This window comes from Bacteroides sp. OF04-15BH, assembly GCF_003477995.1.
GTDB lineage: Bacteria > Bacteroidota > Bacteroidia > Bacteroidales > Bacteroidaceae > Paraprevotella.
Genome location: NZ_QUEM01000020.1, coordinates 19,214 through 34,570 on the forward strand (window position 1 = coordinate 19,214; position 15,357 = coordinate 34,570).

The window sequence follows — 15,357 nt, forward strand, 5'->3', positions numbered from 1 at the left end:
TCCGGTTCTTTTATGGAATCTTAATTAGGAAATCTTTCCGGCCTGTTCGATGGCCTTGCGCAGCGCACCGAGCTTGTTGTTGATTTCCTGGAGTTCATATTCTTCATTGCTTTGGGCCACGATGCCTCCACCGGCCTGGAACCATAACTCCTGGTTGCGGCTGACAAACGTACGGATGGTAATGGCCTGGTTCAGGTCGCCGTTCAGTCCGATAAATCCGATGCAGCCGCCATAGGCGCCCCGGTTGTGCGGTTCGTATTGCGAGATCAGTTCCATAGCCTTTACTTTCGGTGCTCCCGACAGCGTGCCTGCCGGAAATGTGTCGATGAAGGTCTTGATGGCATTGCTCTGCGGCAACAGCTGTCCGCTGACGCGGCTCACCAGATGAATGACGTGGCTGTAATACTGCATGTCTTTGTAGAATTCCACCTGCACATGGTCGCAGTTACGGCTCAGATCATTGCGCGCCAAATCTACCAGCATGACATGCTCTGCATTCTCTTTCGGATCGTGGCGCAGATATTCGGCATTCTTCTGATCCGTTTCCTTGTTGCCGGTGCGTTTGGTGGTGCCGGCAATAGGGTCAATATAGGCCTTTCCGTTTTCAATCTTGCAGTGCGTTTCCGGTGATGAACCGAAAATGCGGAATCCTCCGAAGTCAAAATAAAACAGATAAGGGCTGGGATTGATGTGGCGCAGGGCGCGGTACAGGTTGAAGTCATCTCCTTCAAACCGTTGGATGAAGCGCCGGCTCAATACAATCTGAAACACATCGCCGCGCATGCAGTGGGCAATACCCTTGCGGATGTTGCTCTTGTGCTCCTCATCCGTCAGGGTGCTGGTGATGTCGCCAACGGGACGGAAGGAGTAGGCGGTGAATTTCCGGTTCAGAATCATTTTCTCCAGTTCTTCAAGACCATCCTCTTCACCTTCAGAAACAAGTTCCAGTAAGGTCAGAGAGTTGTTGAAGTGATCGAACACGATGACCTGCTTGTAGAGTATATAGATCAGGTCCGGCGCGTCGTTCTTTTCGGAAACACTGTCTTTGATGGGGATATGTTCGAAATAACGTATGGCGTTGAAAGAGGTGAAGCCATAGAGTCCGCAATATTGGCTGTATTCGCCTTCTACGGCAAACCGGTTCAGAAAACCGTTGAGCACATCTTCGGTTCTGCAAGTGTCGTCAATGTTTTGTTCTGTGTTTGTGCCGTCGGGAAATGAAGCCTTTGCCCGCCCATGGCCAATCTCGATGCTGGCCATGGGGTTCAAGGCGATAAATGAACGGCTGTTGTCGTTGCCGTGATAATCAGAACTTTCCATCAGGGCGCTTTGAGGATATAAGTCGCGCACCTTGAGGTAAGTGCTTACGGGCGTCAGCAGGTCGCCCAGAATTTGTCGTGATTTTACGTGATATTTGTGTGGTTGCATGTGTCGTGTGTCTTAGTCGTTCGGACAGAATTCGTCTTTGTGTGCCAGATAAGTTTCCAAATCCTTGTCACCGCGTCCGCTTACGGTGAGCACCACAACATCGTCTTTCTTGAAGTTCATTTTCGGAAGCATGGCTAGCGCGTGAGAAGACTCCAGAGCCGGGATGATACCTTCCAGGCGGGTCAGTTCAAAAGCGGCACGCAGCGCCTCGTCGTCGTTGATCGCCATTACCTGTGCTCTTCTTTCTTTTGCCAGATGAGCGTGCAGAGGGCCGATTCCCGGATAGTCCAGACCGGCAGAGATGGAATAAGGTTCCTTGATCTGTCCGTTCTCGTCCTGAAGAACCAGAGTGCGGAAACCGTGAATGATACCTTCTGTTCCGGCAGTGATAGAAGCGGCAGTCTTTCCGGTGGCAATACCATATCCACCGGCCTCGCCCAATACCAGTTTTACGCGTTCGTCATCGATATAGTGATATACGGTTCCTGCGGCATTTGAGCCTCCACCGATGCAGGCCATCAGATAGTCCGGATAGTCGCGTCCTTCTTTCTCCATGAGCTGTTCCTTGATTTCCTTGCTGATGACGCTTTGCAGGCGGGCTACCAAATCCGGGTAAGGATGAGGTCCTACGGCAGAACCCAACAGATAGAAGGTGTCCTCCGGATTGGTACACCAGTCGCGCAGCGCCTCGTTTACGGCATCTGTCAGTGTCTGGCTTCCTGAAGTTACGGAGAATACTTCGGCTCCCAGCATACGCATTTTCTCTACATTGACATGCTGGCGTTCAATGTCGATGGCACCCATATACACGCGGCAAGGCATGTTCATCAGGGCGCAGGCAGTAGCGGTTGCCACACCATGCTGTCCGGCACCGGTTTCAGCGATGATTCTCTTCTTGCCCATCTTGCGGGCCAACAGAATCTGGCCGATGGCATTGTTGATTTTATGTGCTCCAGTGTGGTTCAGGTCCTCACGCTTCAGATAGATCTTGCAGCCGTATTTCTCGCTCAGGCGCTTGGCCAGATACAAAGGAGAAGGGCGGCCTACATAGTCGCGCAGCAGTTCGTGGAATTCTTTCTGGAACTCTTCGCTTTCCAGGATGGTCAGATACTGCTCTCTCAGCGATTCAATTGCCTTGTGAAGGATTTCGGGAATAAAACTTCCGCCGAATTCACCATAATAACCGTTTTGATCAATGTTGTAAGATTTCATATTTATATTGTTTTTGGTTGTTGTTTACGGGTATGAAAAAAAGGCTTGTCGCAAGTACGACAAGCCTTTTCAGTATCTTTTTATTTCAAGTATGAACACCAAGATATACAAGACTAGCTCCTCACGACCTTTTGAGTTCTGAGTAGCGCCACCACCAATATGTATTCTTGTTCATGTTCATGATTTCTCTTTTTGCTTTTTTGTTTTTGTTACGTTGCAAATGTATGTTTTTTATTTGATACATCCAAAAGAAAACGGATTTTTTTCTTTCCGTTTTTCATTTTTTTGCTGATCAGGTTTTGTTGCCCTTATTTGCCCTGAACGGAGAAGTCATAGGCTACAATATCTCCCGATTCGTTGCACGGTGTCTGTTTCAGGTTCACCAGAATATATTCGCCGGGGAAGAGTTCCTCTTTTGGGGTCACGAAGAATCCCATTTCCGGCAGGTTCTCGATCACGAAGGAGTCGATGTTGATACGGATGGAGCCGCACTCGTTCAGGTCTGCGTATGGCAGACGACGGTGGTCACGACGTTTGTTCAGGCGGATCAGCGCATAGTCGTTCAGTGTGGCGTCCTTGGGATAGATGACGAAACAAGGCTTTCTTTCTGTCAGCTGTTTGGACTGTTTGCCCCAAAAGTATCGGATCAGCTTTTTCCCCACATTGATGCCCTGAATGTCCCAACCTTTCTTTTCTTCTGTCTGGCTGGTTACGGAGCGCATCGGGGCTTTTTGGTCGTTGACGATAATGAATACGGTTGGGTCTGGAGTAGGCATCTGTGCATGGAGCGCACCGGAAATTCCGAACAGGAGTGCCACCAGGAAAAAGCGCCATGAAGCGTTTCTAAGCATAAAAATTGATTTCATAGTCTGTTGTTTTGGTATATTTTATAAATAAGTTGGCTATCATTTCGGCACATGCCTGTACTCCGGAGCGGTTTCCGTCATATCCGTTGATGAGCACGGTGGTATGCCGTGTGTCCAGACTCAGCTTGGTGCGTTCGTGGTCACTGGTCGGAGTGCCGAATCCTCCGATCTGATCCCGATAAACCGGCAGTCCTTCAATATTGAGGATGCCGCGTCCGATACCTTCATACGGCTCGTCGGCGTGTCCCACTCCCAGAGCGATGTCACCGATAATCTTATCGGAATCGAATCCACCGATGGAATATCCCGTAGCCATGGATGCTAAGTTGATCAAATCCACAGCGGTATTGATCTGATACAGATCCTGATTCTTCAGGACTCTCCGGATGAGGGATTCGGCTGCCGGACGGTAGCGGCTGGGGTCTTTGCCCAGAGCCTTATAGGCAGCCCGGGTGCTCTGAATGGATTCCATTCCCCGGATATAGTCCAGATTGTGTGTGCGGATGCGTTCTTCTTCGCTTCGGATTTCTTCCCAGAGTTCCGCATCATATTCTGTGTTTGTGATGGTGGCTGTAAGTGCAGCACCGATAAAATCCGGGCAGATGTTCCGGATTTCGTCTGTAATTTCTATTTTCATAACCATTATATATATAATAGGTGTTTATTGCCAGTCGTTGACGTTATAGCTGGCCTCCATTTTATCTTCTACCTCATCCGGCAGTTTGCTGAAGAAGTCAATGCCGGTAAGTTCTTCCACCTCATCTACGCTTACGGCATAGTCTTTCAGCGGTTTGTTCTGCTTTTTGTGTTTGAACACATATCCGATGGCTTTGGCATCTCCATCCTTTTCCTGCCGCATGACGACTTTATAGAACGCGTCGGGCACGGTGATCTTGTTCTGTCCGATGGTTTTGGGATAAGAGCTATAAATAATAGGGCCGCAGACAATATAGATGCTTTGATACTTGCGCGCCCATTTGCGGCATTTCTCTTCCAGTTCCTTCCAGTCGCCGCCGTTCAGGCTGTGCAGCTGCGGACACATATTGCTGAAATAGAAACATTCGGTCATGGCCTGCTCGCTGTATTTGTTGTCGGCAGCCGGGCACATGTGTCCGCGGTCATATCCCGAGCCGCGATAATCACTGTCTTCAGCTGTGCTTCCTTTCTTGACATCCGGGTCCGGCTGGAAATCATCACTGCGGCTTACGGTTCCTTCCGTTCTGGCTTTGGTCAGTTCCCAGGCCACCCAATTCGGTATTTTGGTGCGCCGGTTGAAGGAAACGGTGTACCCGTCGTGCCAGATCACCTCTTCGGGACGGTCGGTCAGGAAGGCCGGAATCTCCAGGCGCATCTTTTTGTTGGTGGATGCCTTCTGTTTCTGCGATTTGCTTTCTGTCTGATGAGAAGCAGACGGAATCCGTGTTGTCAATTCGGCAGACTGCAGTCCCGATTGCTGTAAGAATGTTTGTATCCGGTCAAGGTTCACTCCGCCGATTACAGCGATTCCGGCCAGTAAACCTAAAATTTTCTTGGTCATAATATGAAGCGTATGTGAAAAATAACGCTGCAAAGATACAAATTTAAACCGAATGAGCGTTCACGGATTTCCTTTAGAGATTCTTTTGTGCGCAAGTTTCTGTGGCGGACAGAGGATTCAGTCGGATTGTTTCACAATCGGGTTGCTCCCGCAAGATTTCTAATTTGATGTATCGCAGAATCAGCTTTATTTTTGTATATTTGCTCAGAATTAATCACTTAGAACATGAAGAAACTGTTTTCTACTTTATTGTTATCGGCTTTGGCATGGCAGTTGCAGGCTGCTCCGGCCGAAAAATGTAAAAAGATTGTTACTTTACTTAATGGCGAGACTGTTGAAGTTTCTTTCTGGGGCGACGAATATGGATGCTTTTATATGGATCAGGACGGACGTATGCTGGAACCGGTAGGCTCCGGTGAGCGCTTCCGTTATGCTTCGTATGACCTGAATGCGGCTGTGCAGCGGGTGAGCCGTCTTCGGAGTGCGGCAGCTCCGCGTATCGGAGCCAATCTGAATCCGAAGGGAACCTATAAGGTACCGGTCGTTCTGGTTCAGTTTAAGGATAAGGCCTTCAGTGTGGCCGAAGGCGGAGAAGCAGTAAATACTTTCTACGACAAATACTGTAACGGAACAAAAGACGGAAACTATTATACCGGAGCCGGCAGTTTTGGAGCCGTGCGCGATTATTTTGCAGCGCAGAGTGACAGTACTCTGTTCTGGGATTTCGACATCATCGGTCCGGTAACCTTGGATAAGGAAGCCGCTTATTATGGTCAGGATCAGGACGGTAAGATTGATGTGAATATCGGCGATTTTTATACCGAGGCACTGACTAAGGCACTGAGCCTTCGCAGTGACTGGTCGGTGTATGACAGCAATGCCGACGGAATGGTTGATATGGTCTTTTTCCTTTATGCCGGTCTGGGACAGGCAAACGGAGGCAGTGCCTCTACCATCTGGCCTAAGGAAACCAATGGCGGAATGACGGTGGGCGACCTGTCTTTTGCGGTGTCGGCCTGCTGCAATGAGTTGCGCCCGATTAAGGATAATGGAGTCATTGTCGGAGGAAAGGCCGACGGTATCGGTATTATGTGCCACGAAATGTCGCATGTGCTGGGACTGCCTGATTTTTACAATGCGGAGCACAACTCCTTCGGTATGGACTACTGGTCGGTGATGGACTACGGTTACTTTACCAACAATGGCTATAATCCCGGCAGTTACAACGGTTATGAGCGCGACTTTATGGGATGGCGCAGTCTGGTGGAATTGAAAGAACCGCAGACGGTGCGCATGAAATCTCTGGAAGAAGGAGGCGTTGCCTATAAGATTGTCAATGACCAAAATCCGGATGAATATTACGTGCTGCACAATATGCAACCCAAAGGTTGGGATGTCAAGCTTTCCACTTTGGGACATGGTATGCTCGTGACGCATGTAGACTACGATACAGAAGTGTGGAACATGAACCTGGTCAATGAAGACATGTATCATCAGCGAATGACCATTGTTCCGGCCAACAATAAGCTGATCGGAAACTTTAATGCGGGCTCGGCTGCTGAGTTGCTGGATGCTTTGGCTGGCCATCCTTATCCGGGAAAGACCGGCAATACGGAACTGACGGATGCCAGTGTGCCGGCTGCAGAGGTGTATCGCGGAGAGTTCATGGGTAAGCCGATCAAGCAGGTGGAGGAACACGACGGGGTGGTAACCTTTAAGTTTATGCCGCTCGGAGTGCTGGCCACTCCCGTGCTGGATGAGGCTGTAGAGAAGAACATCCCTTACGGTTTGCAAATCAGCTGGCCTGCTGTGGAGCATGCCGAGGCTTATCGGATAGAATACAAGCGGGTGGATGATCTGAATGATGAAAATATCCAGTGCGTGGACTCTGTGAAAAGCAATTCGGTAGCCTTGTCCGGACTGTCCGATGGCGTGGACTATTGCTATCGGGTGATGGCTTTGGCCGACAAATATGAGAATTCTGCCTTTGCAGCGTGGAAGACTGCCGGCGTAACCGTGAATTCCATTAACGACATACCGGCTGACGACACTGTGGTAGAGGTTTATAACTTGCAGGGCATCAGATTACTGGAATCATCTTTGGCCGAGGCACGGAAAAACCTGAGAGAGGGATTGTATGTGGTGAAGTCGAAGAACTTTAACGGAAAACTATATCTGAAATAATAAAACACAACGAACATGAACAAAAAATTAAGGGGTTTTACCTGTCTTTGTGCAGTTCTGGCCGCTCCTTTCCTGTATGCTGTTCCGGCACGTAAGGTCGTGAAGAGCGTTACACAGCCGGATGGCTCGGAACTGCAAATACGACTTTGCGGTGATGAATATCTGAGATACTACGAAACGCTGGATGGCGTTCCGGTAAAAGAGTCCGGCAATGGCTTTTATTATGCCACTCTGTCGTCCGACACGCTGGCGGTATATGCCGACATGCTGGCTCATGATGCCGGAATGCGTACTCCCGAAGAGTCTCAAAAGGCCGACAGCCTGAAGCAAATATTCGAAGGGCTGGTCACTGAAATCCGTGAACAGCGCAAGTCCAGTCAGATCATCCGCAGGGCACCCACTCGGGTCACTTCCCGCGTTTTTGGAGGGCAGGAGCTGGGAGCGCCGATGGAAGGCAAGAAGAAAGGTCTGGTCATTCTGGTGAATTTCAAGGATGTGAAGATGCAGATCGAGAATCCGCATGAGACTTTCTATCGCTATATGAACGAGGAAGGATATCGCGAGAACGGGCAGTATGGCAGTGTGCGCGACTATTTCCTGAGCCAGTCCTATGGCAAGTTTGACTTCTCTTTCGATGTGGTTGGTCCGGTAACGCTTCCGAATTCGATGAGTTATTACGGGGAGAATCGGAACGGCTACGACCTGCGTGCCGGCGAAATGGCGCTTGATGCCTGCAAACTGGCCAAGGACAGCGTGAATTTCAGCGATTATGACTGGGACGGTGATGGCGAAGCCGAGCAGATTTTTGTAGTTTATGCCGGATATGCCGAGAGTAACGGTGCTCCGGCCAATACCGTCTGGCCGCATCAGTCTTATGTGCAGGAGCGCGACGGTTCCAATCTGGTCATTGATGGTACGGTAGTCGGTAAGTATGCTTGCAGCAGCGAGCTGACCGGAACGCGGGGAACCGTTCTTTCCGGTATCGGTACGATGTGCCATGAGTTTTCTCACTGCTTCGGACTCCCGGATTTCTACGATACCTATGGTACCAACTTCGGTATGGATGTCTGGAGCCTGATGGACTACGGATGTTATAATAATAACGGAAATACTCCGATTGGCTATACGGCCTACGAACGTATGGTGTGCGGATGGCTCGACCCCGTGGTGCTGACCGAGGCAACTGCCGTCAGACAGATGCCGATCTTGTCCGACGAGCCGGTGGCTTATGCTCTGATGAACGATGCCAACGAAAGTGAGTACTATCTTCTGGAAAACCGTCAGCAGAAAGGATGGGATACCTATATGCCCGGACACGGTATGATGGTGGTTCACGTGGATTACGATGCGCGCGTATGGGGCATGAATACCGTTAATACCAGAGCCAGCCGGCAGCGCATGAGCCTTATTCCGGCTGACAACAGTTTGAAGACCGGAAACTCCAGTTATGCCGGTGACCTGTTCCCCGGTACGTCGCAGGTAACGGAACTTACTGACACGAGTGTTCCCTGTGCTTTGCTGCATACTCCGAACAAGAGCGGATTGGGACTGATGTCAAAACCGATCTATAATATAAAGGAAGAAAACGGACTGATCAGTTTTGATTTCCTGGAGAAGAACTCTACCTCCGTGCGTACGGCACTTCAGGAAGGAGCCGTGAAAGGACCGTGGACCGTTTACCGGACAGATGGTACCAAGGTGGGCGTGGTTACGACCCGAGAAGAAGCCGATCAGCTTCCGTCAGGTGTTTATCTGCTTCGTAGCGGAAAGGAAGTCCGCAAGGTGCTGATTCATTAAAGGAATTTAAATCAGGCTGTTTCCGTATGATTCGGAACAGCTGAATAAAAATCAACTCTGGGCATTCTGCTCTTTGCCGACGGTGCAAAGACAGAATGCCCAGAGTTTTATATACATAGGTAGAAAATAAAAAAACAGTGCGAAGCGAATCGCACTGTTTTTTATATATGAATGGAATGTGTTTAGAGAACACCCTGAGCCATCATAGCCTTGGCAACCTTCATGAAACCTGCCACGTTGGCACCCTTCACGTAGTTTACATATCCGTCTGGCTGAGTTCCGTACTTCACGCAAGCCTCGTGGATGCTCTTCATGATGCCGTGCAGACGAGCGTCTACCTCTTCGCGAGTCCAGCTCAACTTCAGAGAGTTCTGAGACATCTCCAGACCAGATACAGATACACCACCTGCATTTGAAGCCTTACCCGGAGCGTACAGCAACTTAGCTTCCTGGAATACGTGGATAGCTTCTGGAGTAGAAGGCATGTTGGCACCCTCAGATACAGCGATACAGCCGTTGGCAACCAACTTCTTGGCATCCTCGCCGTTGATTTCGTTCTGAGTTGCGCTAGGCAATGCGATATCGCACTTCACGCCCCAAGGACGCTCGCCCTCAACATACTGGCAACCGAACTTCTCGGCATATTCCTTGATACGTCCGTGACGTACGTTCTTCAATTCGAAGATGAACTGCAACTTCTCGGTAGTGATACCGTCCGGATCGTAGATGTAACCGTTGCTGTCTGAGCAGGTAACCACCTTGGCACCCAGTTCGATAGCCTTCTCGATAGTGTACTGAGCTACGTTTCCTGAACCTGAAACGGCACAAACCTTGCCCTTCATGTCCAAGCCTTTGGTAGCCAGCATTTCCTGCAGGAAGTAGATGTTACCGTAACCGGTAGCCTCAGGACGGATCAGAGAACCGCCGAACTCCATAGCCTTACCGGTCAGAGTTCCGGTGAATTCCTTAGCCAGCTTCTTGTACATACCGAACAGGTAACCAACCTCACGGCCACCCACACCGATATCACCGGCAGGAACGTCTGTATCCGGACCGATATGACGCCACAATTCAGTCATAAATGCCTGGCAGAATCTCATGATTTCGTTGTCAGATTTGCCAGCAGGGTTGAAGTCTGAACCACCTTTACCACCACCCATAGGAAGAGTTGTCAATGAGTTCTTGAAAGTCTGCTCGAAGGCCAGGAACTTCAAGATAGAAAGATTAACTGACGGGTGGAAGCGCAAACCGCCTTTGTAAGGGCCGATGGCGTTGTTGTGCTGTACACGGTATCCCATGTTTGTCTGCACATTGCCGTTGTCATCCATCCAGGTTACACGGAAGCAATAGATTCTGTCTGGAATACACAGGCGCTCGATCAAATTGTATTTCTCGAATTCCGGGTGCTTGTTGTATTCTTCTTCAATAGTACCCAAAACTTCTTCTACTGCCTGATGATACTCTGTTTCTCCAGGGAATCTTTTCTTCAGATCCTCTAACACTTTGCTTGCATTCATTTGACTTAAATTTTTGATGATTAATTTTTCGAGTTCAAAAGTACGAAAAAGGGAGTAAAACACAAAAAAAAGTAGCTAAAAGTTTTTAGATATTCGGCTTTAATGTGTTTTTAATACTAAAATGCCCTTCTGGCTTTATAATTGTTTTGTAAAAAGGGTGTGTTTTGCGTCTGATTGTAAGTTTGTCATTTTATTCTTTTTTTTTAGCCTTTTCTCTATCTTTGAATAAATAAAGCCGTAATCTCTTACTTTTTTACGGAAATGTGTGATTTTTTGTGTCTGAAAAGATGTGTTTTGCCGATGAGGCTTTCGTCAGGGCCTTTCGCAGGAATGCATGGGTATGGAAAATTTCAGCTTTTGAGATTTCCGGAGCTTACATTTTGTCACGATGGCTTGTTTTTATGATCGGGTCGATAATCGATTATCGTCAGGATGTTAATGGACTGTCATCGGGATGATTCTGGAAAAAGGGGCTGGGGGAGCGGGAACCCTGTTGCGGGCAGGAGAAAAAAATAAGGAGGAAACTTAATGGCTTCCTCCTTATTATATAGAATGTGGAAAATCTTGCGATTACTGTCCGGCTTTCCAGAAGTCTTCCTCTTTCTGGCGTTTTGCCTTCTCTGCCTGATAAGCGGCATTTGCTTTCTCGTACTCGGCGTTCTTGCGCTGTACGTCGATGATGCTTGCTTTCAGACGGTTTGCAGTACCGGAGATACTGATGTCGGCTTCAGCAGCCTTGGTGCAGTAGTTGGCAGCCTCGGTGAACTTCTTCTGCTTGGCCAGAATCTGAGCGCGCAGCAGATAAGTCTTTCCGGTAACAGCGCTGTTATAGCTGACAGCCTTGTCCAGATAGCTGAATGCGCCGTTTACGTCATTAGCTTTTGAGAGAGCGCTGGCAATCTTCAAGGCGATGTTTGCCTTGGTGGTTTCTGTCTGGCACAACTCCAGAGCCTTGTCGTAGTACTGTACAGACTCGGCGCTCTTGCCAGCCTTGTTCAGCTTCTGAGCCATACCGATGGCAGACTCGTAACTTGGCTCGATGTTGTAGGCATACTCGGCAGCCTTGTAGTAAACGTCGGTATCATCACAGTCGTTAGAAGCCAACAGAACCAGTGCTGATTTCAGATAAGCCAGATTGCTCTTGTTCTCTTCAACCTTAGGAGTGAAGATGGCGATAATCTGATCTCTGTCGGCAGCCTTTGACTGGGCAAAGATGGTTTCAATACGGTTCAGTGTCGGGTCGTACTGAGCTACGATCTTCTGTGCGGCCTGCTGGTCCTGAGCCTGGTTGGCCAGTTCGAGCATCTTCTCGCAAACTTCTTTTGACTCCAGGTAGTCCTGCAGGAACTGTGCGCGGAAGCCCTGATTGTCGGCAACATATTTCTGATAAGAAATGTCGAAGAACTTATCCAATACGAAGCCCGGAATTTCCTTGGCACCCTCAGCCTTGATCATGTCGATTCCTTCACGGAACATGCTGTATGCCTTGTCAACGCTGAAATCGTCAGCCACACCCTGTCCGTAGTAAGCATAGTCGAAAGCCTTGCGGGCTACTACATCACCCTTGGTGGCCTGAGCGTTTTCACTGGTGAATGAGTTCAGACCGTCGAGGTTCTTCAAACGGGTGTCGTACAAATCCATCAGTTCATTGAAATAGACCTTCTTCTGGGCTACGTCTGTTGTGTTGATGATCAGATTTCCCAAGATGGCAGCACCGTAGGCATAGACACCTACCTGAGCAAATGGGGCTTTGGTTAAAACTTGTTTCCAAGGTTCGTACGCCGATGCCCAGTCCTTGGCTTTGTAGTAGTCGCGGTATAAAACGAGGTTGTTCAATACTTCAATGCTGTCCTCTCCGTGTCCGATACGATCATACACTGAAGTACCTTCGTATTGGGCTAAAGCCGGTGTTGCAGCAGCTGCCAAGGCAAACGTGATGGCAAATTTCTGTAATCTCATGCTGATTATATTTTAAATGATAATTCTAAACTACTATTTTTGCTTTTAAATATACAAGCTCTGAAAACACGGACAAAGATACAAAAAAACTGACTTCGTTATATCATAATAAGAAAGAAAAATAGAAAATTATGATATTTGTAATGGTTTTGTTATTTGTCATGGAACTTTGCCGCCAGAATATTTTTTTGTTAATTCTTGGCGGACTTCTGTTTTTTTTGCAATTTTGTACGACATTAATATTAATCAATATGTTGAATCTTGATAATTTTTACAAAGCAAGATACGTGCTGAGTCATATCATCCGACGCACGGACCTGATTCACGCTCCAAACATTAACGTGGAGAGTGACATTTATCTGAAACCGGAAAATCTTCAGACCACCGGTTCTTTCAAATTGAGAGGAGCATGTTATAAAATCTCGCAGTTGAGTGATGAAGAGAAAATGCGGGGTGTCATTGCCTGTTCGGCAGGAAATCATGCCCAGGGCGTGGCTTTGGGTGCTTCGGCTCATGGCATCAAGTCTCTGATCTGTCTGCCCGAGGGTGCTCCGATGAGTAAGGTTGAGGCAACCCGCCATTATGGAGCGGAGATCCGTCTGGTGCCCGGTGTTTATGATGATGCTTTTCAGGAGGCAATCCGATTACGCGACGAGCATGGCTATACATTCATCCATCCGTTCGACGATGAGCATGTCATTGCCGGTCAGGGTACCATCGGTCTGGAACTGCTGGACCAGCTGCCCGATCTGGATGCGGTGATTGTACCGATTGGCGGTGGCGGACTGATCAGTGGAATTGCCTTTGCCATCAAGTCGTTGAACCCGAGAATCAAGGTATATGGTGTTCAGGCTCAGGGTGCTCCGAGCATGCTGCACAGTCTGGAACAGCAGTGCCGCACGACACTGAGTGCCGTGTCGACGATTGCCGACGGTATTGCCGTGAAAGAACCCGGACACATTACCTACGATACCTGCTGCAAGTATGTGGATGAAATCGTTACGGTGACCGAAGATGAAATCTGTGCTGCTATTTTGGCACTGCTGGAACAGCAGAAACTGATTGCCGAGGGAGCCGGTGCCGTGAGTGTGGCTGCTGCCATGTTCAATAAGGTACCGATCAAGGGCAAGAAGACGGTGTGCATCGTCAGCGGAGGAAATATTGATGTCACCATTCTGAGTCGTGTGATCAGCCGCGGTATGGCCAAGAGCGGCCGCGTGTTCACTTTCAGCGTGGAGCTGGAGGACAAGCCCGGACAGATGGTGGAGGTCAGCAAGGTGGTGGCCCAGCTCGGTGGCAATGTGATTCGCGTGCAGCATGAGCGTAATGATGACAGTCAGCAGGTGAACTCCTGTGAATTGCGCATGACCGTGGAGACACGTAATGAAGAGCATATTGAGAGCATTCGTCAGGCATTATTGAAGGAAGGTTTTAATTTAGTATAACAAATCATTATGGAAAAGAAAGTATTACACACAGACAAGGCACCGGCTGCTATCGGTCCATACAGCCAGGCTATTGAGGTTAACGGTTTTGTTTTTGCATCTGGTCAGATTCCTATCAATCCGGCAACCGGAGAGGTTGTTGAAGGCGGCATCCAGGAGCAGACCCGTCAGGCGCTGACAAACGCTTCAGAAGTGATGAAGGCTGCCGGACTGGATTTGAGCCACGTAGTGAAGACTACCGTATTCATGGCCGATATGAACGACTTTGCAGCGATGAACGAGGTATATGCCACTTTCTTCAGCGCACCGTTCCCGGCTCGTTCGGCTGTGGCTGTCAAGACTTTGCCAAAGGGTGTACTGGTAGAGGTTGAGTGCATTGCCGTGAAGTAAGCCTTGTCCCTTGTGGGATAAAAAAGAAAAGAAATCGGGAGAACAACCACGAACGGTGTTCTCCCGATTTCTTTTATATCTCATCATTATAGTTCTTGTAGTGCGTGATTTGCGGTTCGGCCATCGTGCGTTCATAGGTGGAACACAGTCTTTTGGCCTCTGCGACAAAGCGCTCGTTTGTCAAGGAACACTGGCAGATGATGGGATTTTTCATCCATTGCATGAACTTGCCGTGTTTGCAGTGAATGCATTGTACCATTGTAGGATTAGCTGCCATATTGCTTTTACTTTTTATAAAATTTCAGAATGTCGGTGTGCGAAGCCAGAATCAGAGAGTCGCGGCTCAGTTCGCGGATTTCGAAGGTGTCGCATGCCGTAATCCCATTTTCTTTGTTCTTGTTGCCTAAGAGCAGATGGGCATTGCACATGCTCCAGTAGTTATAGGTCTTGCCTTCCCAACGGGCAGAGACTTTGCCGTCGCGGTTCAGTTTCAGGCTGATGCTGTCGGGGCTGGTCTGCCAGGATTGGGTCAGTGTCTTCAGGTTGACCAGTGTGCGGATACTTTCGCGGTTGGCGTCGGTCGTGATGGTCAGCGGATCGCCATAACGCTCCGTGCTTCCCAGCAGAACGCCGGCTTCTCCGGTGTTCTCATTGATTTTGTTCAGGGTCAGTGTGTCTCCGTTGTTGGTGATGATTTCCACGCAACTCATGCCGGTACCTTCGCCCAGACTGCCATACAAGGCCGTATCAGGCACCACGATTCCTTTTTGAAGGGTGGAGTCCTGTGTTTCTGTGGCTCTTTCTGTTTTCTTGTCGCAAGAGCCGAAACCGATTCCGGCTGCAAGTAAAAGAGAGGAAATAAAAATATATTTCGTTTTCATTATCTAATGGTATATATAATAGGATATAGAATATGCAAATATACGGATTTTCTAAAAAGAAAGTGTTGAAAGCATTTTTTTTTGTCTGATTGCGAAAAAAAAACGCCAGAAATAGGTTGTGGCATGAATTTTGATGCGATA

Annotated in this window: 13 protein-coding genes; 4 read left to right on the plus strand and 9 right to left on the minus strand. The window is 48.7% G+C overall.

Translation table 11 applies throughout. The features are described 5' to 3' along the window. Positions 1-24: 24 nt before the first annotated feature. The 5 genes from DXA74_RS09930 to DXA74_RS09950 form a co-directional block, all read right to left on the minus strand. Positions 25-1,428 carry an anthranilate synthase component I family protein gene (locus DXA74_RS09930; RefSeq protein ID WP_118527157.1) on the minus strand — a complete coding sequence of 468 codons (1,404 nt, stop codon included), beginning with the start codon at positions 1,426-1,428 and terminating at the stop codon, positions 25-27. A gap of 12 nt (positions 1,429-1,440) precedes the next feature. Further along, positions 1,441-2,640: a tryptophan synthase subunit beta gene (gene trpB, locus DXA74_RS09935; RefSeq protein ID WP_118527159.1), complete on the minus strand. Its 1,200-nt coding sequence runs from the start codon at positions 2,638-2,640 to the stop codon at positions 1,441-1,443. 308 nt (positions 2,641-2,948) lie between these two features. Then, entirely contained in the window at positions 2,949-3,506 is a 558-nt protein-coding gene (locus DXA74_RS09940) for a hypothetical protein (RefSeq protein ID WP_233550511.1), read from the minus strand. Continuing rightward, the gene (locus DXA74_RS09945; RefSeq protein ID WP_118527241.1) at positions 3,484-4,143 is read right to left on the minus strand and encodes a B3/4 domain-containing protein; all 660 of its coding nucleotides are present in this window, start codon (positions 4,141-4,143) and stop codon (positions 3,484-3,486) included. The genes DXA74_RS09940 and DXA74_RS09945 overlap by 23 nt, the downstream gene beginning before the upstream one ends. A 24-nt stretch (positions 4,144-4,167) precedes the next feature. Then, positions 4,168-5,043 carry a DNA/RNA non-specific endonuclease gene (locus DXA74_RS09950; protein ID WP_118527161.1) on the minus strand — a complete coding sequence of 292 codons (876 nt, stop codon included), beginning with the start codon at positions 5,041-5,043 and terminating at the stop codon, positions 4,168-4,170. 225 nt (positions 5,044-5,268) lie between these two features. Between DXA74_RS09950 and DXA74_RS09955 the strand changes: the two genes are divergently transcribed. Then, positions 5,269-7,227 (plus strand): M6 family metalloprotease domain-containing protein, encoded by a 1,959-nt coding sequence (locus DXA74_RS09955; protein WP_118527163.1) that lies wholly within the window; start codon positions 5,269-5,271, stop codon positions 7,225-7,227. Positions 7,228-7,242: 15 nt separating this feature from the next. Next, positions 7,243-9,024: a M6 family metalloprotease domain-containing protein gene (locus DXA74_RS09960; protein WP_118527165.1), complete on the plus strand. Its 1,782-nt coding sequence runs from the start codon at positions 7,243-7,245 to the stop codon at positions 9,022-9,024. A gap of 182 nt (positions 9,025-9,206) precedes the next feature. Here the strand turns inward: DXA74_RS09960 and DXA74_RS09965 are convergent, their stop codons facing one another. Together DXA74_RS09965 and DXA74_RS09970 are read right to left on the minus strand one after the other, a co-directional pair. Further along, positions 9,207-10,541 carry an NADP-specific glutamate dehydrogenase gene (locus DXA74_RS09965; RefSeq protein WP_118527167.1) on the minus strand — a complete coding sequence of 445 codons (1,335 nt, stop codon included), beginning with the start codon at positions 10,539-10,541 and terminating at the stop codon, positions 9,207-9,209. 570 nt (positions 10,542-11,111) lie between these two features. After that, positions 11,112-12,500: a lipopolysaccharide assembly protein LapB gene (locus DXA74_RS09970; protein ID WP_118527169.1), complete on the minus strand. Its 1,389-nt coding sequence runs from the start codon at positions 12,498-12,500 to the stop codon at positions 11,112-11,114. A gap of 251 nt (positions 12,501-12,751) precedes the next feature. Between DXA74_RS09970 and ilvA the strand changes: the two genes are divergently transcribed. After that, positions 12,752-13,945, plus strand: coding sequence for a threonine ammonia-lyase (gene ilvA, locus DXA74_RS09975; RefSeq protein ID WP_118527171.1), 1,194 nt, complete (start codon positions 12,752-12,754; stop codon positions 13,943-13,945). Positions 13,946-13,954: 9 nt separating this feature from the next. Continuing rightward, positions 13,955-14,335: a RidA family protein gene (locus DXA74_RS09980; RefSeq protein ID WP_118527173.1), complete on the plus strand. Its 381-nt coding sequence runs from the start codon at positions 13,955-13,957 to the stop codon at positions 14,333-14,335. Between the two features lie 73 nt (positions 14,336-14,408). Here DXA74_RS09980 and DXA74_RS09985 read toward each other — a convergent pair whose 3' ends face one another. Both DXA74_RS09985 and DXA74_RS09990 read right to left on the minus strand, forming a co-directional pair. Beyond that, positions 14,409-14,612, minus strand: coding sequence for a hypothetical protein (locus DXA74_RS09985; protein ID WP_147401076.1), 204 nt, complete (start codon positions 14,610-14,612; stop codon positions 14,409-14,411). Between the two features lie 7 nt (positions 14,613-14,619). Continuing rightward, positions 14,620-15,216, minus strand: a complete 597-nt coding sequence (locus tag DXA74_RS09990; protein WP_118527177.1) for a lipocalin family protein — start codon at positions 15,214-15,216, stop codon at positions 14,620-14,622. Positions 15,217-15,357: the final 141 nt, after the last annotated feature.

Bases quoted from the DNA above. Each gene is read 5' to 3' on its own strand.
- DXA74_RS09930 (WP_118527157.1), bottom strand. From the start codon at position 1,428: ATGCAACCACACAAATATCACGTAAAATCACGACAAATTCTGGGCGAC.
- DXA74_RS09950 (WP_118527161.1), bottom strand. From the start codon at position 5,043: ATGACCAAGAAAATTTTAGGTTTACTGGCCGGAATCGCTGTAATCGGC.
- DXA74_RS09955 (WP_118527163.1), top strand. From the start codon at position 5,269: ATGAAGAAACTGTTTTCTACTTTATTGTTATCGGCTTTGGCATGGCAG.
- DXA74_RS09965 (WP_118527167.1), bottom strand. From the start codon at position 10,541: ATGAATGCAAGCAAAGTGTTAGAGGATCTGAAGAAAAGATTCCCTGGA.
- DXA74_RS09990 (WP_118527177.1), bottom strand. From the start codon at position 15,216: ATGAAAACGAAATATATTTTTATTTCCTCTCTTTTACTTGCAGCCGGA.
- trpB (WP_118527159.1), bottom strand. From the start codon at position 2,640: ATGAAATCTTACAACATTGATCAAAACGGTTATTATGGTGAATTCGGC.
- DXA74_RS09970 (WP_118527169.1), bottom strand. From the start codon at position 12,500: ATGAGATTACAGAAATTTGCCATCACGTTTGCCTTGGCAGCTGCTGCA.
- DXA74_RS09985 (WP_147401076.1), bottom strand. From the start codon at position 14,612: ATGGCAGCTAATCCTACAATGGTACAATGCATTCACTGCAAACACGGC.
- DXA74_RS09945 (WP_118527241.1), bottom strand. From the start codon at position 4,143: ATGAAAATAGAAATTACAGACGAAATCCGGAACATCTGCCCGGATTTT.
- DXA74_RS09940 (WP_233550511.1), bottom strand. From the start codon at position 3,506: ATGAAATCAATTTTTATGCTTAGAAACGCTTCATGGCGCTTTTTCCTG.
- DXA74_RS09980 (WP_118527173.1), top strand. From the start codon at position 13,955: ATGGAAAAGAAAGTATTACACACAGACAAGGCACCGGCTGCTATCGGT.
- DXA74_RS09960 (WP_118527165.1), top strand. From the start codon at position 7,243: ATGAACAAAAAATTAAGGGGTTTTACCTGTCTTTGTGCAGTTCTGGCC.
- ilvA (WP_118527171.1), top strand. From the start codon at position 12,752: ATGTTGAATCTTGATAATTTTTACAAAGCAAGATACGTGCTGAGTCAT.